The organism is Aequorivita sp. IT1282 (genome assembly GCF_058068205.1).
In genome coordinates, this window is sequence record NZ_JBYRHR010000004.1 from 356,646 (window position 1) to 378,320 (window position 21,675).

Consider the following 21,675-nt stretch of genomic DNA (forward strand, 5'->3'; position numbering starts at 1 on the left):
TATATTTTGGTACAAATGATGAAATCAAACTTTAATTTAGAATTTATTTATAGATAATTGTGAAATTACAATACATTGCTTTATTGAAAAAAGTGTTTACATGAAATTAACAAATAGCAACATAGAGGTTGCGTTTGAAATATTTCGGCTTTACAGATTTACAAAGTATTATTAATACGAGTAGGTTTTATTTCCGCTTAAATATTCTTGCGATTGTCTTCCCTATTTCATCAAGCTTTTCAAGAGGTTCTGTGATGGTAGGGTTTGTGAGGTCTATTGTGGCAGAATCGGTGACACCAATTTGGATGGGATAAATTATTATAAAACTATTGCTTTTAAAATGCTTGTTGAGATATGAAGGAATTTTGCTCATATTACTAGTATATGATAGCTTATCCTTTCTACTCATCACTATTATAAGATTGTCATCTTTATGGAAATTGCTGGAAAGATCTAAGAAGTTATCCCAATCATCAAAAATTACAAACTCTGATTCTATAGGATGTGAATGGTGAATTTCTTTTATAAAATTTAGCGATTCTGAAGTAGCGTAGAATATGAGTTTTGCGCCTGAATTGCGTGCTATGTTCCAGACTTTTATCAGCCAAAAAGGAAAGCCTATTTCCTTTTCTGCTTTTTGAGGAACAATAATTATATGTCTTTTTACGGTTCCGAAAGGCTGTGCTGGTTTATAAATTAACGTTGTGGTGTCGCACTTTGATAAAATTCCTTCGGTTAAATTTCCTAAAAATGAATTTGATAATCCTTGATTTATATGCAGCCCTAAAATTATATCGGTAATTTTATGCTCTTTTACGACGCTATTAATACCGTTAGTAATATTTATGTCGTAACGTAAAAGCTCGTGCAATTGGTTGTCTGTGGCCGCAGCAGTTATTGCCGCTTTCGTTAATAATTTTTTAGCTTTCTTGTCTGCTGCACCGTCCGTTGTATTATTATCAATTACATTGAGCGCATATAAACCATCTTTGTTATTCTTCGATTTTATAGTAACTCCCAGGTTTATAAGTTCGTCTGTAGTAGCTTCATTACTTATCGGAATCAGAATTTTTTCTTGCAAGTATTCCTCTTCGCCTGTATTATCATAAGCTTCGGAAAGCGCAATGTTTTGAGCACCTTTCTGCGCTACAAACGATGCTACGGTGCAGGTAAAAAGTATCATTAAAATAGTACCGTTTAGGATGTTTTCATCAAGTAGCCGAATTGGTTCACCCGTAGCTGTTTCACCTGTAATAATAGAATAACCCACTAGTACCGCTGCCAAAGTAGCCGCTGCCTGTGCGTTGCTAAGCCCAAAAATTAACCTTCTTTCATCAACCGAAAATTTATACGTTTTTTGCGTTAACCAAGCGGCAAGAAATTTAGCTGAAGTTGCAACAACAATCATAACCACAGCCACTTTAATAGTTTCTAAATCTTTAAAAAATACTTTGTAATCAATTAGCATTCCCACCCCAATAAGGAAAAAAGGTATGAAAATAGCATTCCCTACAAATTCCACTCGGTTCATTAATGGTGAAATTTGTGGTATAAGTCTATTAAGTGCAAGTCCGGCTAAAAAGGCACCAATAATAGCTTCAACTCCTGCTAGTTCTGCAAGCCCAGCCCCCGAAAAAACCATAACCAAAACAAAAATATACTGCGATACTTTATCGTCGTAACGTTTCAGAAACCACCTTCCAATTATAGGGAAGAGAAACAAGATAATACAACCAAATACAATTATTGAAATAGACAAACGTATCCAGAATGCTGTGTTTACTTCTCCAGTTGTCATTCCAACTATTACTGCCAGCACCAGTAGGGCTAGGGTATCGGTAATCATTGTTCCGCCTACGGTTATATTTACGGCTCTGTTTTTTGCAACGCCCATTTTACTAATTAGCGGATAGGCAATTAGAGTATGCGAAGCAAACATACTTGCCAGTAAAATTGTGGATGGTAGTGGAAGCTCTAAAATGTAAAGACCTGCAAGAGTCCCCAATATCATAGGGATAATGAAGGTGTATAATCCAAAAACAATACTTTTTTTACTGTTTTTTTTGAAGTCGGCTAAATCTATTTCCAAACCTGCGAGGAACATTATATATAGAAGTCCAGCCGTTCCAGAAAGGATAATACTGCTATCGCGTTCTATTAAATTGAAGCCATTTGGACCAATTATAGCTCCAGCGATAATAAGGCCAAGAAGATGGGGGATTTTTATTTTATTGAGGATGATTGGGGCAATTAGAATAATTACCAATATTAAAAGGAATTTTAACACAGGATTCGTGAGCGGCAGACTAATAACAAGCAGGTGTAGTTGTATCATCCTCTATCCTTTTTTAGTGCATTGCCAGGGGCTTTAGAGTCCTTGTCTGTACTTTGCAATTACGAAATATCTGCTAGCTCCCTTCCTAAAGTGTGCAACCAAATACCCTCGTAAAATCTTATCCAAATGTATGCTATTCTTATTAATTTAAAATTAGATTTTGCATTTTCGGATAGCTGAAATAATCAATTTTTTATTTATATATTCAAATTAGCTGAAGCTGCTAGAATTTGTTTAAAATGAAAAGAGTTTATCATCTAATTCAAAATATCGAGATCAGAAAATAATTTACTTCGAAGTAATTCATTGCTCGTTTTGGAAGGATAATTTCAAAATAAAAAAAACCGTCCTACCTCAACGACAAGACGGTTATAGGAAAACACAAAACAATTCTCCCCAGAATGAATTGTCTATCCCAATACAAAGAAAAGGGACAAAACGCACATTTCTTTGCGGGATTCCGTAAAGCGGCCATTTTTTTTGAAATAAATTATTAAAGGCAGCTTAAATCAGTGCTAAATCTTTAGCAATCGCCACCATGTGAATTGCATTTTTTGCTTTAAAATGGATACAAAGTTTACCCACCCTTTTTTCTACGGAACTCAAACTACTGGGTTGAATATTTCGATCTCTAAAATATTCACTTATTTCTTTTTGCGATAAACCGTTTGCCAACTGCTCCATTAAAGAAATATCGTAATCGTCTAATACAGGCGTAATCTTTCCGGAGAGAGCGTTTACAACCTGTGGCGAAAGATAGGTTTCGCCCATAGCAACTTTATTTATTGCAGTTCTAAGTTCTTCAAGTCCTTTTCTGCCTTTACAAACGTAGGCGTTTAGGTTGTGTTCTAAAACTAGAGAGCGCACCCTTTGCAATCGATCTTCCACACTATAGGCTATAATGGGAAGCTTAGGATACTTACTTTTTAGCACAGCAATAAGCGCTTCGCCAGACGAAAATGTTTGTTCTCTATGATCGGGAGTGTAGGAGAGGTCTGTTATCAGCAAATCGAATGGTGCATTATCTAAAATCGCCTTTTCAACTTTTAAGAAAGCATCATCGCAGTAGGCAACTTCTGTAATGTTTTCAATTTTTAATGCTTGCAATATCGATATTACTCCTTGATTGATACAATCTAGGTCGTCTGAAATTAGAACTTTTTTAAACATGATCAAATACTTATAGTTGCTTTAAACCCTTTATTTGGTTCAGATTCAAAAGTAATAGTTCCGTTTATGGCTTCTATGCGGGATTCCGCATTTCGGAGTCCATTTTTGCTTTTTAGTTTACATCCTACGCCATTATCTGCATATTTGATGAAAATCGCCTTGTCTTTTTGATCAAAATTTAATACAACTGCAGTGGCATTACTGTGTTTTGCCATATTAGTCATTAATTCTTGCAATATTCTATAGAGATTGGTTTTTTTAATATTTGATACTGTCTTCCAATCAATAGTTTTGGTATGCCTACGAATTACAGATACATTTTGGTTCTCATAACTCAACAATAAATCGGACAAGACTTCTTGGAAATTTTCAACATCTATGGCGCTGTTTTCTTTTGAGATATCTCTACTTTTAATATAAATAGATTCTAAATCGTCCAAAATCTCATCTTTTTCTGCAGGCTTGCTTTGTAGTTTAGCCATTAACCTGTACACATCATTTGCCACTTCGTCGTGTACTTTTTTCGAAATTCTTTTTTCAGTAGTATATACTTGCGCAACTTTTTCTTGTTTATGCCTGGTCTTAATATTGAAATATGAAACTATTGCTATTACAAATCCAACTAAACCAATAGCCAAAATAAATATTTTCCAGGTTTTTTGTTTTTCATTTTCGAGTTGGGCGGCGATTGTATTTTTGCGCTCTTTTTCAACATTGTATTTCAAAAAGGCATATTTATTTCCTGCCAATTGTTTCTCCTTTTCAATGCTATCACTTATGGTTTCAAAACGCACAATTCTGGGATCTGGACTCATACTAACAAAAAGTGACAACGCATTTTCAATATAAGTAAGACTATTCATGGTCTCTGCAACCTCGTAAGCTCGGTTTGCAAAATCCAAAGCTGTGGTAGTATCGTTTTTATCGATGTAATAAACTGCCAAATTGCGGTAACTAGAATACTTGCCTGGGATATCATTTTTCGCTTCTCTTAACGTTAAAGCCAGTTGCAGATGTGCCAATGCATCTGGATGATCTAATTTAGCTTGTGTAGCACCTTTATTATCCAGTAACCTAGCGTATGCCAAGGTATTTTTCTGAACGTTGTCTTTCGTTAAAGCAAGTTCAAATTGCCCCAACGCTTTTTCATAAAGCCCCATATCCTTGTAGATATTGCCAGTATTATTTAAAATAGTGAGGCTGTCCTTGAGATTTGCAGAGAACAGTAAGGCATTTTTGTAAGCTTTTATAGCTTCATCATATCTATGGTTCTCTCTGTAGATTCGTCCCAACTGATTATAAAGCCCTTTTCTTGCTTCCACCAAAGTATCTGAAAGTGCAGAATTATCTATTAATTCTAACGCTTCTACTGTAGCTATTTCGCTATCAGAATTATTTCCTATCTCCAGCTGCCCAATGGCAATCAATCGCAAATCTTTAATAGCCTCATACGTATCTTTTTCGTTGAGGTGCTGTTCTTTTAAATGTGAAAAATAATTAATTGCTAGTGAAATATCTGAGCTTTTCTGCGGATTCAAAATGTGATTGTAATGATAGGCAGTACTATCAATTTTGAATTGGCCAATCACCTTTTGAGGTAACATTCCCAATACGAAACAAAAAATGAGGAATGAAAACAAGGGTTTTTCCATTCCTCAAAAATAGGTACAAATTTTCAGTTTTGTTAATTGCTGTATCTGTAATATTATTCTTGTTTGGTGCCGCCAGCGTTACGTTCTGTTTTTCTAATTAATTCGCCAATATTTACAGTGCCTACTCGCTCTTTGTGGCAAATAATTTTAGATCAAGTTAAGTAGCGTAAAAAGTTTTTAAAGGACTTCTTCAGCAACTTCCTCTCCTTCTGCATTTAGTTGTTTTTCAGGATAGAATAGTCCATTTAATGAAGGCTTGTATAAATATTCGGCGATACCACTTGCGTTTTCCGTTAAATTGCCTTTCGCATCATAGAAAGAAATGCGCACTGTCCTACCACTTTTATCTATTTGATAAACATAATCTGCAATGCCATCTACATTGTTAACTAGCTTATTGTCTGATCCATAGGTAGAAGTTCGAACCACTTCATCCATATTATTATAATAATTTTCTATTTTGTGAAAACCATCGGGACCTAGCACTGGGTTCTTTTTATCATTATAATAAGAATAGGTGCTTACAAATGCAGAATTGTTTAATTTAATTTCCATGCTAGCGTAGCCTTCTATACTATTTATCCTTTCGCCATTTTTGCCAAAATATGTAAAGCCAATATACCTGTCATATTTATCGTGAACATAAACAGTTTTATGAATACCTAGTTCATTTAGTGCAGCTTGGTTATTCGGGTTGAAATTTGCTTCCGAGAGCAAAACCCCTCGTGAATTATAGGTATATTTAATAATTCCTGCATTGGCTAGTAAGTTGTTATTAATATCGTACATCATTACGATGGAATCCTTCCCAAATTTATTTAAAATACTGCTGGTTCTAAATGCCCCATCAATAATACTCGGATTCATTTTCTTATCGAAATTGGTGCGTTCTATTAAATTGCTATTATCATCATATTTAAATACATTATAAGTTGTTGCATCTACCGCATTTGCCAATTTGTTATCGACGGTAAAATATGTTGTCCTGCTTTTATTGTTATTTTCGTCGTATTCCCAGCGAGTAATAGCTACATCTTCTTGCCATGCACGTAATTTACCTAAAGAATCAAATGCCGCCGTTTCTGTTTGGTTTCCTCTTTCATCGTACTTATATGTATAAGAAACCACTCCGTCTTCGGTTTTCGCCCACGCACCGTCAGAGCCGTAAAACTCCTCCCTTATTGTTTGTTTTTTATCATCAATGAACAGCTTGGTCAACAATATTCCCAAATCATTTACCCCATCTTCGCCATATACATCCACATTTTTTACGTTTACAATAGTGTCTCCTACATATTCATAAGTAGCAGCCCCACTTTTATTATCGTTGAACATTAAAACATAATCGGGATAATATTTTGCATTAAAGGTGGTTCTTCCCAAGCTATCATATAGGTTTACGAACTGATGATAATCATCAGCCCCTTTGGTGGGAAGGTCTCGAATATTAAATTTTCGCATATCGGTACTATTGCCATACTGGTCGTAGGTATACATGTATTTATGAATGCCCTCCGTGTTTGATGTTTTGCTTCCCAATTCGTCAAAGTAAGCCATAGACTTTATATTGCCCAGCGCGTCATAATCATAGATAGCATTATAACCTTCTAGACCAATGGCATATTTACCATCCACATCATACAATTTTACAGTGCTTAGCATAAAATTGCTGTCATATTCATATTCGTAAATTGAAACAAAAAATTTGTCCCGCATTGGCTTGCCATCGCTATTAAAATATGCGATTTTAGTAGAAATTTTAATACTATCTAGTATTCGGAGTTCTTGAAAAGCACCACGACGCATTGCGGCAATGCCGTCTTTATTGTAGTAACTGGAATGCATACTTTTTTTAGAAGCATCCCAAACTCCTTTTAGTGTATAAACTCCTTCAACTGAAATCTGTTTTTTGTTTTCGTCATAATAAGTTTTTGTAATATTACCTTTGGCGTCCGTTATGGTTCGGGTAATATGAGCTTCAGTTTTATTAGAATATGGCTTGTTATCTGCATCAAAAAGTAGCGCCTCTCGCGTATTTACTTTTGGAAAGGTAATGATGCACTTTGCCGCTTCAAAATAGCCGCCATTGGTAAGTTTTCCATTCTGGTAATACTCTACAATGGTGCTGTCTGCCTTTCGCTCAATGTTATATACTTCGCCATAACCACTATTTTCAGCTTTCTCTGGATAGGAGGTAAGTACCTCCCCTTCTATGGTGTAATATAATTGTCGGAACCACTTAGTGGAGCCACCCAAAAACGCCTGATAAGTATAGAGATCTTGATTTGTGTAATAGGCAGTCTCACGCAACAAACCAGCAATATGTAATTCCCAATAACGCTGTGCGGGCCATTCAATATTGTGCTTAGATTCTCTGTCATACCTATCTTGCATCGCATCTATTTGCTCTAAATATTTCTTACCAAGACTTTTGAGGGTACTGTTTGTTAATTTTTCTCTTCCAATTTCAACCACTTCTTTACGGAAAAGACGCGCATGATATTCCGTGATATTGAAATGATTTTGCTCGTGAATAAGCAGCTGTTCTGTATCCGTATCATCCTTTATAACTCTTCCAGAGCGATGCGGAATCATTTGCGCATAAATGTAAAGAAATTGATCTTCGCGGCTGCCTTCATATTGTATATCAGAATACACCATAGCGTGGTAATCGCCAGGAATATTATTTATAATAGGAAAATCATCCCAAATTAGGGAGCGTTCGTGCCAGCGGATACTTTTTGTGACCTCAGTTTTTTTGGCGTATGCTAACATTACCAAACACGCCATGAGTATGGCCGAAATTAAAATATGATATTTAGGCTTCAAGCAGTATTAGATTTGGTTTCTTGAACGTTTTATATAAAAAATAAGGAATATAGGTAAGTATAAAAGTTGAAATTATATAAATTATATCGCCGCCAATAGCAGCAAATTCAATATCGCTGATGTTATTGCTATACACTTCATAGATCCAAATAACAACATACCACCCCAGGCTAAAAATAACTCTGTGAACTATAAAATAAATAGGTAAATGCGGAAGCGGATTTAGTTTAAAACTTAATAGAAGCACCATGTAATAACCTGCCATTATAAACATGCTTTCAAAAATAAAAGTAACCCAGCTTTCTGTGTTCGTGAAGTAATTCAACAAGGCTACAGAAAGTGCAGTAAGCATTATTCCGCTTAGCAATTCGCTACCTATGGCTTCCATGCTTTTTCCTTCGGGAAGGGAAAATTTATTGTATAATGAGGTCGTAGGCGCTTTCTCAGCTTGCAATTCTACAAGTTTAGGATCTTGCCCATATTTATTATTTCGATTTTGCCCTTCACTAAAGATGAGTGCAAAGAAGTAAAAAGGTATTAGCTGATAAAATCCATTGTTGCCAAGGTCATGGCAGCGTTTAGTACTTTGGGAAATAAGAAACCAATAACTGGCACCAAAGATGACTATTAAATGATACCCACCAAGATTTAACCATTCCGCAATAAATGTAAAGCTATATGCGAAGAAGAGAAATATAGTATAGCTAATGCCATACTCGGTTCTGTGAATTCGACCATTAAATGAAAAGGGATTTTTAAACATTTGAAAGTTAAATGAATTGCAATATAAAATAATGATGTTCAATATTCCAAATGCAATTATGAAATTTTGAAAATTAAAATTTTGAGACTATTTTTTTTCAGTTGTGTATTGTGTGTAGTGTTTTGTTTTTGGTAGAAGGGGTCTATTTTATTACTTAGTTTAAACTCAGACTGCAAACAGGAAGTAAAAAAAAATCGCCCGAGGAATTTCCTCAGGCGACTTCATTTTAAAAATTATTAATTTTGAATACTATTCTTTTAGTAAACGTTTGGTTATTTCGCCATTGGCGCCTTTAATCTTAACATAGTAAGTAGCAGCAGCAAGTTGATCGATGTTTAGGGTTTTTACATTACCCATTCCACGAAGATCTACTCTTTGAACCAATCTACCTCTTAGATCGTAAATTTCCAGTCTTTCCAATTCTAAACTCTGCGGATTGCTTATGTTTAAAATGTCTTTGGCTGGCACTGGATACATTTTTATGCTTCCCAGGTTTTGGTTATTATCACCAACACCAAGTACACTTTCTACTATTAGCTCGAAATCGCAAGTGCTAGTGTTGCCATATTCGTCTGTCGCTGTTAGCGTGATTGTATACGTGCCATCAGAAAGTGGTGTTCCAACTGCAGGACTTTGCATAGTTACTGTTACAGGATCTGTACAGTTGTCTACAGCTGTTGCTTCACCAGTTCCAAAGTAATCTGGAAGAATATAGAATATATTTCCTGGTCCCGGATCAACAGTTTGATCTGCTGGACAGGTAATTACTGGTGCTAATAAATCTACAACTGTTACTTCTGCTGTACAAGAGCTTAAGTTTCCATTTACATCTATTGTAAATACTTGAACCGTTATAGGCGCTCCAATATCTGCACAGTCAAAGGCCGTAATATCTACTGCCGAAGCAAAGATTCCACAAGCATCGTCGTTAGAAGCTATCACATCACTTGGGTCAAGGATGGCGGTACCATCTGCACCAAGTTCTAAAGTAAAGTCTTGACAAACGATTACTGGAATCGTATTGTCTTCAACAGTTACTGTAGCAGTACAAGTTGCAGTGTTTCCGTTTACGTCGGTTACAGTTAATATTACTGTGTTTGCTCCAACGTTTGAACAATCGAACGTGTCCATATCAAGATCGTAGCTTGCAATACCACAGGCATCAGTGCTTCCTCCGTCAACGTCTATTCCTGCGATAGTTACTGTGCCCGTTACTGGGTCGAGCATTACGGTTATGTCCTGGCAAACCACTGTTGGCGCCGTTACATCTTCAACAGTTACTACAGCTGTACAAGTAGCAGTGTTTCCGTTTACGTCAGTTACAGTTAATATTACGTTGTTGTCGCCAACATCACTACAATCGAAAGTATTAATATCTATCGCAATACTCGCCACACCACATTGGTCTGTGCTTCCACCGTCAACATCTGCTGCAACAATTGTTGCATTACCAGCTGCATCAAGTTGGATGGTGATATTCTGACAAACAGCCACTGGAGCTTCGTTATCAGTCACTGTAATGGTGAAACTACAAGTGCTTGTGTTTCCGTTTACATCTGTTGCAGTAAACTCAATAGTATTTACACCTACAGGGAAACCACTTCCGCTTGGATCGCCCATTGTTTGAACAATAGTAGCAATGCCACAATTGTCAAAAGCTACTGGGGTTACAAAGGTTACCGTAGCAAAACAATTTCCCGGATCTGTGTTGGCAGTAACATCTGCTGGACAAATTATGGTTGGTGGGATGTTGTCTTCAACTGTAACAACTGTTGTACAAGTAGAAACGTTTCCGTTAACATCGGTTACCGTTAAAGTAATTGTATTAGGACCTACATCTGCACAAGTGAAGGTTGATTTATCAATTGTTGTACTTGCAATGCCACAGGCATCTGTACTTCCATTATCAATATCTCCAACTGTGATGCTTGCGTTTCCAGCGGCGTCCAATTGAATGGTGAACGGCGGCGCACAATTTGCTACTGGCGCAACATTGTCTTCAACAGTTACCGTTGTTGTACAAGTTGAAGAATTTCCATTTACATCTGTTACGGTTAAAGTAACTGTATTCGGACCTACATCTGCACAAGTGAACGTATTTGGTGAAACAGAAAGCGAAGCAATTCCACAAGCATCTGATGATCCGCCATCAACGTTGGCTCCTGTAATCGTCACGTTTCCGGTTGCATCCAATTGTGCAGTAAACGGTTGGCATACTGCTATCGGTGCTACATTATCCTCTACGGTTACAATTGTTGTACAAGTTGAAACATTTCCGTGAATATCGGTTACCGTTAAAGTAATCGTGTTAGGGCCTACATCTGCACAAGTGAAAGATGATTTATCAATTGTTGTAGTTGCAATGCCACAGTTGTCTGTACTTCCGTTATCAATATCTCCAACGGCAATGCTAGCGTTTCCAGAAGCATCTAATTGAAGTGTGAACGCAGGAGCACAGTTTGCCACTGGAGGTTCGGTATCGTTAACCGTTACATCAAAACTACAAGTAGCAGTATTTCCTGAACCGTCTGTTGCTACAAAGCTGTTTGTTGTTGTTCCTATTGGAAAAGTGCTTCCGCTAGCAAGACCTGCGGTTTGCGTTAACACTGGGCTGTCATATTCAAATTCTATACGTCCTTTATTAGGATTAACACCAGAGGGCTCAGTAAAAAACGTTCCATCGGGTGCCGCTGCCGCATGAATATCATTCTGTGAGCCTAGTCTATTAATAGGTATATTGATTCCATTAATTACCATTGGGTTACCACTCGCATATGAATTTGAACTGTTAGTTCCTCTTGTACCCAAGATTCCAATGATCTCTCCTTGAGCTACTGGGATATTCACAGGTATAAAGTTATTTCCAGGAGTTAAACCAGACCAATGAAGTAAGGCATCATAACTTGTTGTTCCTGGGAAGTTTGCCGGTGTTGAGGCAAATCGCATTACCTGAATATTCTGATCTGTAGACACGTATGTATCTGGAACTCTCAAACCGGTTATGGTAAAACTGGCTGGAGCCACAAAGTAGTAACCTCTGGCCAGACCTGTAAATGTGCCGGTTTGTCCGGGGATTTGATTAGTTCCAGTGGTACAATTATCCATACCTGTGACCGTATAATTTACCACGGCGTTACAAACTCCCGGATCGTTACTAACTGTAATATCTGCCGGGCATGTAATGGTTGGATCTTCTATATCATTTACCGTTACATCGAAGCTACAGGTGGCTGTATTTCCAGAAGCATCAGTAACTTCAAAAGTATTAGTGGTTGTACCCACTGGGAATACGGTTCCACTGGCTTGTCCAGCTGTTTGTACTGTTGTGGAAGCTGGACAATTATCTGTGCCCACAGGTGTTGCATAGGTTATGGTAGCGCCACAAACGCCTGGGTCGTTATTGACCGTTATATTTGCTGGGCAGGCAATTACAGGTGGTTCAGTATCATTAATCGTAACATTAAAACTACATGTAGCAGTATTACCCGATGCATCGGTTACAACAAAGGTGTTAACTGTTGTTCCTATCGGGAAAACAGTTCCGCTAGCTTGTCCGGCAGTTTGGCTTAATGTGGCCCCAGGACAATTATCCGAGAATCCTATGCCATAAGATACGGTTGCACCACACACGCCGGGATCGTTATTAATTGTTATATCCGCTGGGCATCCAATGATTGGATTTTGAGTGTCGTTAACCGTAACATTTTGCGTACAAGTTGCTATAGCTGTTCCAGAAGCATCCGTGACAGTCCAAGTAACAACAGTTACTCCTACAGGAAAGGCTGCGGGGGCGTCGTTACTTATTATTTCACCAGCGCAGCCATTAGTAATTGGCGTGCCCAAGCCAACCCCAGTTGCTTCACAGGCACCGGGATCATTACTTACAATTACATCTGCAGGACAGGTAATATCTATGATGCACGAACTGAAATTAAGATCAAATGCACCAACACTTCCAAAAAATCCGTGCACTCCAATGGTGTATGTTGAGGATCCATCTGTGACAAAAGAAACGCTGCTTTGCAAACCGCAGGCATCATCATTACCGGCAATACAAGCGAGAGCTCCACAAGCTCCAATATAAACTCCTAGTGCCGAGTCATAACCGGTCCCTGCAGAACAGGTATTTGCATCAACGATCATTCCCGTTCCAGTGGTATCGGTAAAAGTATACCAGACCATTGGTGATCCGGCTGCAACACCCGAACAATTGGGTTCTGGAGGAACATTTGCAGTAGCACAAGTAGTGTTGCCACTTACGGTACCTCCTGCAACGGGATCTATTGTAATAGCCGTAGCACAAGTATCATTGGCGGCGCCTACGGTGATAGTCACAGAGTAACTCATCACACAAAGTGGATCGGATCCAACTGTATCTCCTGCGGACAGACTCCATGTTCCCAAAGCACTTAAGCCATTAAAATTATCTAAATTTCCACCATTTGGTTGAAAGGTCCCGCTAACGGGATCTCCTGGTCCTGGAGGGCCAGCGGCAGCCTGGTCAAAAACGGTGGTTACCGCCGGGGTATTTCCACATCCGCTCCACGTACTAGGAGTAGCCAGTATTTCCATAGCGGCAGGTCCGTCTATACGAAAGTTGGTTTCATTGTGAAAAGAACAATTTGTATCTGGCGCCCCACAAGTACCACTGGTTTTTTGCCAGTCTATACTTATATTAATGTCTATTATTGATGTACATCCGGGGGTGAAATCGGCGGCTGAGAAAGTAACACCTGGCAGTGCTACACAATAATTTCCGCAGCCATCTACTGTAACGGTGGGCCCGGAATAAGTCTTGGTTACTGTTGTCTGGCCATACGTAAAACACGTGACCGCAAACATGCATAATGATAGTATAAATTTTTTCATAATGAAGGTATTAAAGGGTTAAAGTTGACTCAAATTAAATTTTTAAACTGCGATACTCATTTAGAACATTGTTCTAAATAACATTTGGCGTAGGTTTAAATCAGTCAAATTTGTGGAGCTAATTTTTTAACTGTAGCAGAATGAAATTGTACTTAAAAAGAATTCTATATCTATTTTGCAAGTACAGTAATTGGGACTACCGAGTTAGGTTTTAAGAATTTGCATCAAATTAGTAGCTTTTAGCGATTGTAATTTGAAAGCGACCTCTTTTAAGTCAGAAATGAGGAGGTTTCGAGCTTTATAAAATGAATAAAGACTGACATTTCGCATCAGTTGCGTTATTGTCTATTCAGCAAGTTATGTTAAATTTTTAACTTTTAAGTAAGTAGTAACACGTATATTTTACGTAGTTAGTGTTAAAAACGCAATTTTATTATTAATTATTTAAGTTAATTGTAGGATGGAAACAGTAAATGAATCTGAGGAAAAACGTTCTTTTGTAGTGGTTAGTTGAGATCTCTAGTAGTTTGTTGGAATTAACTGGTTGCGGGCTGAAATATGGCCATCCCTGTTATAAATTGACCATTTTAAAATGGAAATCAATGAAAATAATTGTAACGAGTAATCGCTATCTTATTCCTATAAAAACAAAAAAATCGCCCGAGGAATTTCCTCGGGCGATTTACAATTATAAACTATTTACTAAATAAACTACTCTTTTATAAGTCGTTTGGTTATTTCGCCAGTTGCACCTTTAATCTTAACATAATAAGAAGCAGCGGCTAGTTGGTCAATATTTATAGTTTTCACATTGCCCATTCCGCGAAGGTCTGTGCTCTGTACTAATCTACCTCTTAGGTCGTATATTTCCAGTCTTTCCAATTCTAAACTCTGCGGATTGCTGATGTTTAGTACATCTTTGGCTGGTACCGGATACATTTTGATGCTTCCAAGATCTAGATTGTTATCGCCAACGCCAAGTACACTTTCTACTATTAGTTCGAAATCGCAAGTGCTTGTGTTGCCATATGCATCTGTTGCTGTAAATGAAATAGTATATGTACCATCAGAAAGTGGTGTTCCTGCTGCTGGACTCTGCGTTGTTACTGTTACAGGATCTGTACAGTTGTCTATTGCAGTTGCTTCACCGGTTCCAAAGTAATCTGGAAGAATATAGAAAATATTTCCAGGTCCCGGATCAACAGTTTGATCTGCCGGACAAGTAATTACTGGTGCTAATAGATCTACAACTGTTACTTCTGCAGTACAAGTTGCAAGGTTGCCATTTACATCTATTGTAAATACCTGAACCGTAATTGGCGCGCCAATATCTGAACAATCGAAAGCCGTAATATCTACTGCAGAAGTAAAGATTCCACAAGCATCGTCGTTGCTAGCTATTACATCACTTGGATTAAGGATAGCAGTACCATCTGCACCAAGTTCTAAAGTAAAGTCTTGACAAACTAGCACTGGACTGGTGTTGTCTTCAACAGTTACTGTAGCAGTACAAGTTGCAGTGTTTCCATTTACATCGGTTACCGTTAATGTTACAATATTGTCTCCAACATTGCTACAATCAAAGGTGTCCATATCTAAAGTATAGGTGTCTATTCCGCAAGCATCAGTGCTTCCACCGTCAACATCTATTCCTGCTATGGTTACTGTACCCGATGCATCAAGCACTACTGTTATGTCTTGGCAAACCACTACTGGCGCCGTAACATCTTCCACAGTTACTATAGCAGTACAGGTTGAAGTGTTTCCGTTTACATCGGTTACCGTTAAAATCACGTTGTTGTCTCCAACATTGCTACAGTCAAAAGTATCAATGTCTATCGCTAAAGTAGCCACACCACATTGGTCTGTGCTTCCGCCATCAACGTCTGCTGCCACTATACTTGCGTTACCGTTAGCATCAAGTTGGATGGTGATGTTCTGGCAAACCGCCACTGGCGCTTCGTTATCGGTCACTGTTATAGTGAATGTACACGTGCTTGTATTTCCATTTACATCGGTTGCAGTGAATTCAATAGTGTTTACTCCCACAGGGAATGTACCTCCACTTGGAGCTCCCATTGTTTGTACAATAGTCGCTATTCCACAATTATCGAAAGCCACCGGAGTTGCAAAATTTACCGTTGCAAAACATTCACCTGCATCAGTAAAGGCTGTTATATCTGCTGGACAGATTATGGTTGGTGCAATGCTATCTTCAACAGTTACAATTGTTGTACACATTGAAACATTTCCGTTTACATCGGTTACCGTTAAGGTCACTGTATTCGGACCTACATCTGCACAAGTAAATGTTGATTTGTCAATTAATGTACTTGCAATTCCGCAGGCATCAGTGCTTCCATTGTTTATGTCTCCAACAGTAATGCTTGCATCACCCGCAGCATCTAATTGAATAGTAAATGGAGCAGCACAGTTTGCAACTGGCGGCACGTTGTCTTCAACCGTTACAGTAGTTGTACATGTTGAAACATTTCCGTTAACATCGGTTACAGTTAATGTAACTGTGTTTGGTCCCACGTCTGCACAAGTGAAAGTATTTGGTGAAACAGAAAGTGAAGCAATTCCACAGGCATCTGATGATCCATTGTCAACATCGGCTCCTGTAATTGTCACGTTTCCAGTAGCGTCTAGCTGTGCCGTAAATGGTTGGCATACTGCTGTTGGCGCCACATTATCTTCAACTGTTACAATGGTTGTACAAGTTGAAACGTTTCCATTAACATCTGTGACCGTTAAAGTAATTGTATTTGGCCCTACATCTGCACAAGTGAATGTTGATTTATCGATTGTTGTAGTTGAAATTCCACAGTTATCTGTACTTCCGTTTTCAATATCGCCAACGGTAATGCTTGCATTTCCAGCAGCATCTAATTGAAGTGTGAACGCAGGAGCACAGTTTGCCAGTGGTGGTTCGTTATCTATCACTGTTATGGTAAAACTACAGCTTGCAGTATTACCAGCTGCATCCGTTGCTTCAAAGGTATTTGTTGTTATTCCAACGGGGAAAGTACTACCACTAGGTAATCCAGCTGTTTGAATAACTGCAACAGGCGTATCTATCAGCAAGACAACATTATCTAATGCAAATTTAGCAGGACCCGAGGAGGAATCAGGCACATCTTGCCAGAAGCCAATTCTAATTGTCTGTCCTGCATAGGCAGAAAGATCTGCCATCTCACTTTCCCACATATTATCATCCTCAATTGTACCCGCAGTCAAAACTCTCGTTTTTAGCACTTGAAGTACGGTGTTGGTTGCATCGAGTATTTGAACCTGATAGGTTCTATCTGAACATCCACCACAGAAAGTGAGCAGGTCATAATCTATATTTTCGTCCCACTTTAAATCGACAGTTGTTGCTCCGGCAGGAATACTAATTTCTTGATACAGCAGTGAGGTGTCAGGAGCTCCTGCATCGAAGCCATTTCCGGCTAGCAATCCTCCATCTGTTGGAGTAGCCGGTGGGAAAAATGCACCTCCATCATTAGATGCTCCTACGTAATATGCTATATAAGGACCAGTAAAATCATCCACAACCCAACCTGTAAAATCGCCTGTTTCAAAACTACCATTAATAAGTATATCGCTAAGCGAACAGTTATCTGTAGCAGTTGGAGTAACATAAGTAACCACTGTACTACAAAGTCCAGCATTATTATTTACTGTGAAATCTACTGGGCATGTTAAAACTGGTGGCTCTGTATCATTAACAGTTACAGTGAAGCTACAATTAGCCGTGTTGCCGCCAGGATCTGTTACCATATAAGTTACCGTGGTTATCCCTATTGAGAACATATCTCCAGGGTTATGCGATGATGTTATTACTGCACTTCCAGAACAATTATCAACTACTACTGGAGCGGTCCATGTAACTACGGCGCCACAAATACCAGCATCATTATTTACTGTAATATCTCCAGGGCAAGTAATAGTAGGCAGTATATTATCTTCAACAGTTACAACTGCCGTACAAGTACTAGTATTTCCGTTTACATCGGTTACGGTTATAGTTACAGTATTTGGTCCTACATTGGCACAACTAAAGGTGTCCATATCTAATGTTGTACTTGCTACACCGCAATTATCACTTGGATTAGTGCCAGTACTAGGAATAAAGGCAACATAATCATTAAACGCGGTCCATATTTGATTATTTCTATTTGGTGTAGAGGTGCCGGCATCTCCAGCGGCATTTTCAACTCCTTGGGTTGAAGGATTTCCATCCGATAATTTAGATAGCGTATGAATTTCAATAATATTAGATCCTTCGTATAATTGCGCTTGGGTGGTAATAGGAGCGGTATTTGGAAATTGCGGCACGTTATTGTATTCTACAATAAACACTCTATTTGGCGCTATCCCTGTCATCGCATAACGAATAGTACCTCCCGATGCAGGATTTAAATCGTCCCATACAACAGCAATAATATCATTAGGAGTAGATACATTAGGTATTGCATCGTCTGAAAAATCAGCTAGATCTATACCTGAAAATGATAAATATCCATTAGACGATATATAAAGGTCTGTATATGTATTTTCGAAAAAATCAAACGAGAATCCCAACGGTATTGCCGCACTTCCTTGATCATCACCTAGCGTAATATTTGTTCCTATTCCAGAAATATCTATCGGGTTAAATACGCCTGTCTGATTTACAGAATAACCAGGAACGGGTGGTGCAAGTACATCATCAGGAATAATGGTAGCCGTTCCCGCGGCATCTAATTGTATAGTTATGTCCTGACACATTACTATAGGATTTTCATTATCAACCACTGTAACATCAAAACTACAACTAGCCATATTACCCGATGCATCTGTTGCTTCAAAGGTATTAGTAGTCGTTCCTACTGGGAAGACACTACCCGATGGAAGACCTGCTGTTTGATTTAACGTAGTTGCATCATATTCAAATTCTATACGAGATTTATTGCTATCACTAGGTTCCGTCCAGTAAGTACCTTGTGGCGCAGGGCCAGTGTGTATAGTGTTTTGAGTACCAAAACGAGCAATGTTTACAATATTTCCCCCAATTGCAATATTGTTACCATTAGTATATGAATTTATATTACCTGTTCCACGGGTTCCCATAATCGCAATTATATCTCCCGCTACAACAGGAATATTTACCGGAATAAAGTTATTGCCAGGGGTAAGGCCAGACCAGTGAAGCAAAGCGTCATAAGACGATAGAGCTGGCCACGTTGTAGGAACTGCTGCAAAACGCATTACTTGTACATTTTGATCATCAGCAGAAGCCGTATTTGGAACTCTTAGCGCAGTAATTACAAAATCAACTGGCGCGGTAAACCAGTATCCTCTGGCGTTTCCACCAAAAGAACTCGTTTGATCAGGAATTTGATTATTACGAGTAGTTCCACAATTATCCGTCATTGTTGGCATAGCATAAGTAACTACAGCGCCACAACTTCCGGGATCGTTATTCTGGGTAATATTTCCAGGGCACGTAACAACTGGTGGAGTAGTATCTTCAACGGTTACCGTGTCTGTAGCACTAGAAGTACATCCGTTGCCGTCAGTATAGCTATAAGTTATTGTATGGGTACCATTCCCTGAAACACCCGATTCAAATGTATAGGTGGTTCCATTACCGTCATCTGTTACTCCAGGTCCACTATATAAACCACCTGTTGGGCTTCCACCGCCTTGACCAAGCAACACAGTCGCTGGGCACACAGGATCAATTGCCACAGTAAAAGTTACATTTGGTAATGCAAATACTTCCACATTATCTGTAGCAAAATCTCCACCTTGGGTATATGTTAATGTATGTGTTCCAGCTCCCGCGGTGGCTGGGTTAAAGCTATAGGTTGTACCGTTACCATCATCAGTTACGCCCGGCCCGCTATATACACCGCCCGTTGGTGAACCACTGCCTAAACCAGTTTGATTACCAGCATCTATACATAAATCTGCCAATGCTGTAAAAGTTGTTGCCGAAGCAAACACTTCCACATTATCTGAGGCCGTATCCGCACAGGAAAGTGTAAATGAAAAGGTATAGTTTAAAGTATGAACTCCAACTCCTGCAGCAGCAGGATCAAAACTATAGGTAGTTCCGTTTCCATCATCTGTTACACCGGGTCCGCTATATACCCCACCTGTAGGAGTACCGCTCCCAAGACCGGATTGAACGCCAGCATTCACATTTAAATCTGCTAACGCAGTATAATCTGCAGCAGTAAAATAGTTAAAGCCCATTTTATTGGCTGCTTCCGCTACAATATTATAAAGGTTAGCGTCAGATTCAGCATTATTATACGTTTTCGAATTCGGATTATTAATACAGTTAAATGTAGCATTACCCGAACTTCCAGGAAAAGTATCACCTGCATCGCCTCGGTTTATATTCAGATTTAAATTTCTAAAACCATCACCCTGTTCCAAATCAACACGATATCTCGCTGGATTGGTATTATTGGCTGTGGCTCTATCAATATGATAAATACATAAACCTGAACCTGGTAAAAAGGCATCCCAACCAACTTTTTGTCTATTTTCAATTAAAAAATATTCATTACCTACCAATGTATTTAGTCGATAAGCTTCAGAAGAGCTTTGAGAAAAATCCATATTAGTAATTGTTCCCGAGCCAGTTAAAACAGTTGGCGTCATCCAGCCCATTTCATCCTTACAATACACAGAAGGATGAGCAGGCGTTTTTCCACTATTATTCCAAGTTCCGCCAGCCATCAAGCACCAATTTCCTAAACCCTCAGAGCCGCCATCGGTATCGTATAAATCTGGAAGGCCCAGTGCGTGTCCAAATTCATGACACATAACACCTATGTTTGTAATCGATGCAGGACCATATTTTTCAGCCTGAATTATATAGTCATTAATAATTTTACCATCGTATGTAACCTGTAAGCCAGCGGCAGACAATGTCCATCTATGAGACCAGATATCGGCTGCATTACCAGATTCTTCAGATCCACGACCAGAGTGAATTACCATAACCACATCAACAGAGCCATCGCCATCACCATCATAATTTGCATAATTAATACCAGCTGTTTCAGCTGCGTCAACTGCTTCGCGAATAAGCGGTACTGCATTAAAGAAATTTCTTGCATTTATATCATCAACTCCATAGGTGGCGCGATTATTAGCGGCAGTGTACCATCCAGAAACATCAGTGTTTATTGTTAAGCTTCCGTAAGAAGCCGCCAAATAAAAATCTCGAAAACTTCCCGTTTGTCCGTTTACATTATACCCCACCTGATTACTAAGATTGTCAAACTCTGCATTAGTATAAGTTGCAAGTTGATCTGGATAATCAATTAATAATAGCAACGACCTTCTAACACCAGTAGAAGGAAACACACTCTGTACAGATACTCCAGACGGAATTCGAGAAGCACTTGCACTAACTAGGCGCTCCTGTAAAGGCGCTCCAGTAAAACGAGCGTGGGTATTTAAAGAATTTAGCGTACGCACTTCCTGCGCATTTCTGCGATTAGCAGCAGAAACTTTTACATCAGATAAATACAATTCGCCATCAACACCTTGCGCGGCATATTTAAAATAGCCATCCGCAGGATCTTGCATAACAGTATAACCATCCTCAGTTTCTAGATACGTTATTTTATCGACGGTCAAAATCCGACCGCGGAAAATTTGACCGTTAGGCTGTTCCAACTCCGTTATATATGGAATATGGGTAACAGCACAAAATTCATTGCCCTGTGTAGGCGCAATAGGAACAATGCCCATAGGTCCAGCAGTTGGGCTCGTGGGCATTGCGCGTTGTGTCTGTAATGAAGAAGGGTAGTACAAGCTGTTCTCTGTCCCTTGTGCACTGCTCTGCCAGCAACAGCAAAATATTGCTATTACGGCTAATAGTTGTGTAATTTTTTTCATTGGTTTGGTTGTTAGTGTTATTAGTATAGTAAATACTCCATATTGAAATAATATGAAGTATTCATCAATTTAGAAAGGGGAGTAATTTGAATATTGTTTGAAATATTAAAGTTACTGATTATTAGCACTATAGAAAATAAGTGTTACCA

At 38.7% G+C, this 21,675-nt stretch carries 7 protein-coding genes; all 7 read right to left on the reverse strand.

Features of this window, described 5'->3' with window-relative positions:
* Positions 1 to 187: 187 nt before the first annotated feature.
* The 7 genes from AC3RVG_RS10995 to AC3RVG_RS11025 all read right to left on the reverse strand — a co-directional run bounded on the left by AC3RVG_RS10995 (position 188) and on the right by AC3RVG_RS11025 (position 21,526).
* Entirely contained in the window at positions 188 to 2,335 is a 2,148-nt protein-coding gene (locus AC3RVG_RS10995) for a cation:proton antiporter (protein WP_489691509.1), read from the reverse strand.
* A 504-nt stretch (positions 2,336 to 2,839) separates the two neighbouring features.
* Positions 2,840 to 3,505 (reverse strand): response regulator, encoded by a 666-nt coding sequence (locus AC3RVG_RS11000; RefSeq protein WP_489691510.1) that lies wholly within the window; start codon positions 3,503 to 3,505, stop codon positions 2,840 to 2,842.
* A gap of 2 nt (positions 3,506 to 3,507) precedes the next feature.
* Positions 3,508 to 5,094: a sensor histidine kinase gene (locus tag AC3RVG_RS11005; protein WP_489691511.1), complete on the reverse strand. Its 1,587-nt coding sequence runs from the start codon at positions 5,092 to 5,094 to the stop codon at positions 3,508 to 3,510.
* A gap of 240 nt (positions 5,095 to 5,334) precedes the next feature.
* Positions 5,335 to 7,986: a DUF922 domain-containing protein gene (locus tag AC3RVG_RS11010; protein WP_489691512.1), complete on the reverse strand. Its 2,652-nt coding sequence runs from the start codon at positions 7,984 to 7,986 to the stop codon at positions 5,335 to 5,337.
* On the reverse strand, positions 7,976 to 8,749 hold the full coding sequence (locus tag AC3RVG_RS11015) for a DUF805 domain-containing protein (RefSeq protein ID WP_489691513.1): 774 nt from the start codon (positions 8,747 to 8,749) through the stop codon (positions 7,976 to 7,978). Before AC3RVG_RS11015 ends, AC3RVG_RS11010 begins: the two co-directional genes overlap by 11 nt.
* Positions 8,750 to 8,998: 249 nt before the next feature.
* Positions 8,999 to 13,618, reverse strand: a complete 4,620-nt coding sequence (locus AC3RVG_RS11020) for an HYR domain-containing protein (RefSeq protein WP_489691514.1) — start codon at positions 13,616 to 13,618, stop codon at positions 8,999 to 9,001.
* 711 nt (positions 13,619 to 14,329) lie between these two features.
* Positions 14,330 to 21,526 carry an HYR domain-containing protein gene (locus AC3RVG_RS11025; RefSeq protein WP_489691515.1) on the reverse strand — a complete coding sequence of 2,399 codons (7,197 nt, stop codon included), beginning with the start codon at positions 21,524 to 21,526 and terminating at the stop codon, positions 14,330 to 14,332.
* Positions 21,527 to 21,675 lie beyond the last annotated feature (149 nt).

Coding starts and splice junctions, on each gene's coding strand:
- AC3RVG_RS11015 (WP_489691513.1), bottom strand. CDS start 8,749: ATGTTTAAAAATCCCTTTTCATTTAATGGTCGAATTCACAGAACCGAG.
- AC3RVG_RS11020 (WP_489691514.1), bottom strand. CDS start 13,618: ATGAAAAAATTTATACTATCATTATGCATGTTTGCGGTCACGTGTTTT.
- AC3RVG_RS11000 (WP_489691510.1), bottom strand. CDS start 3,505: ATGTTTAAAAAAGTTCTAATTTCAGACGACCTAGATTGTATCAATCAA.
- AC3RVG_RS10995 (WP_489691509.1), bottom strand. CDS start 2,335: ATGATACAACTACACCTGCTTGTTATTAGTCTGCCGCTCACGAATCCT.
- AC3RVG_RS11025 (WP_489691515.1), bottom strand. CDS start 21,526: ATGAAAAAAATTACACAACTATTAGCCGTAATAGCAATATTTTGCTGT.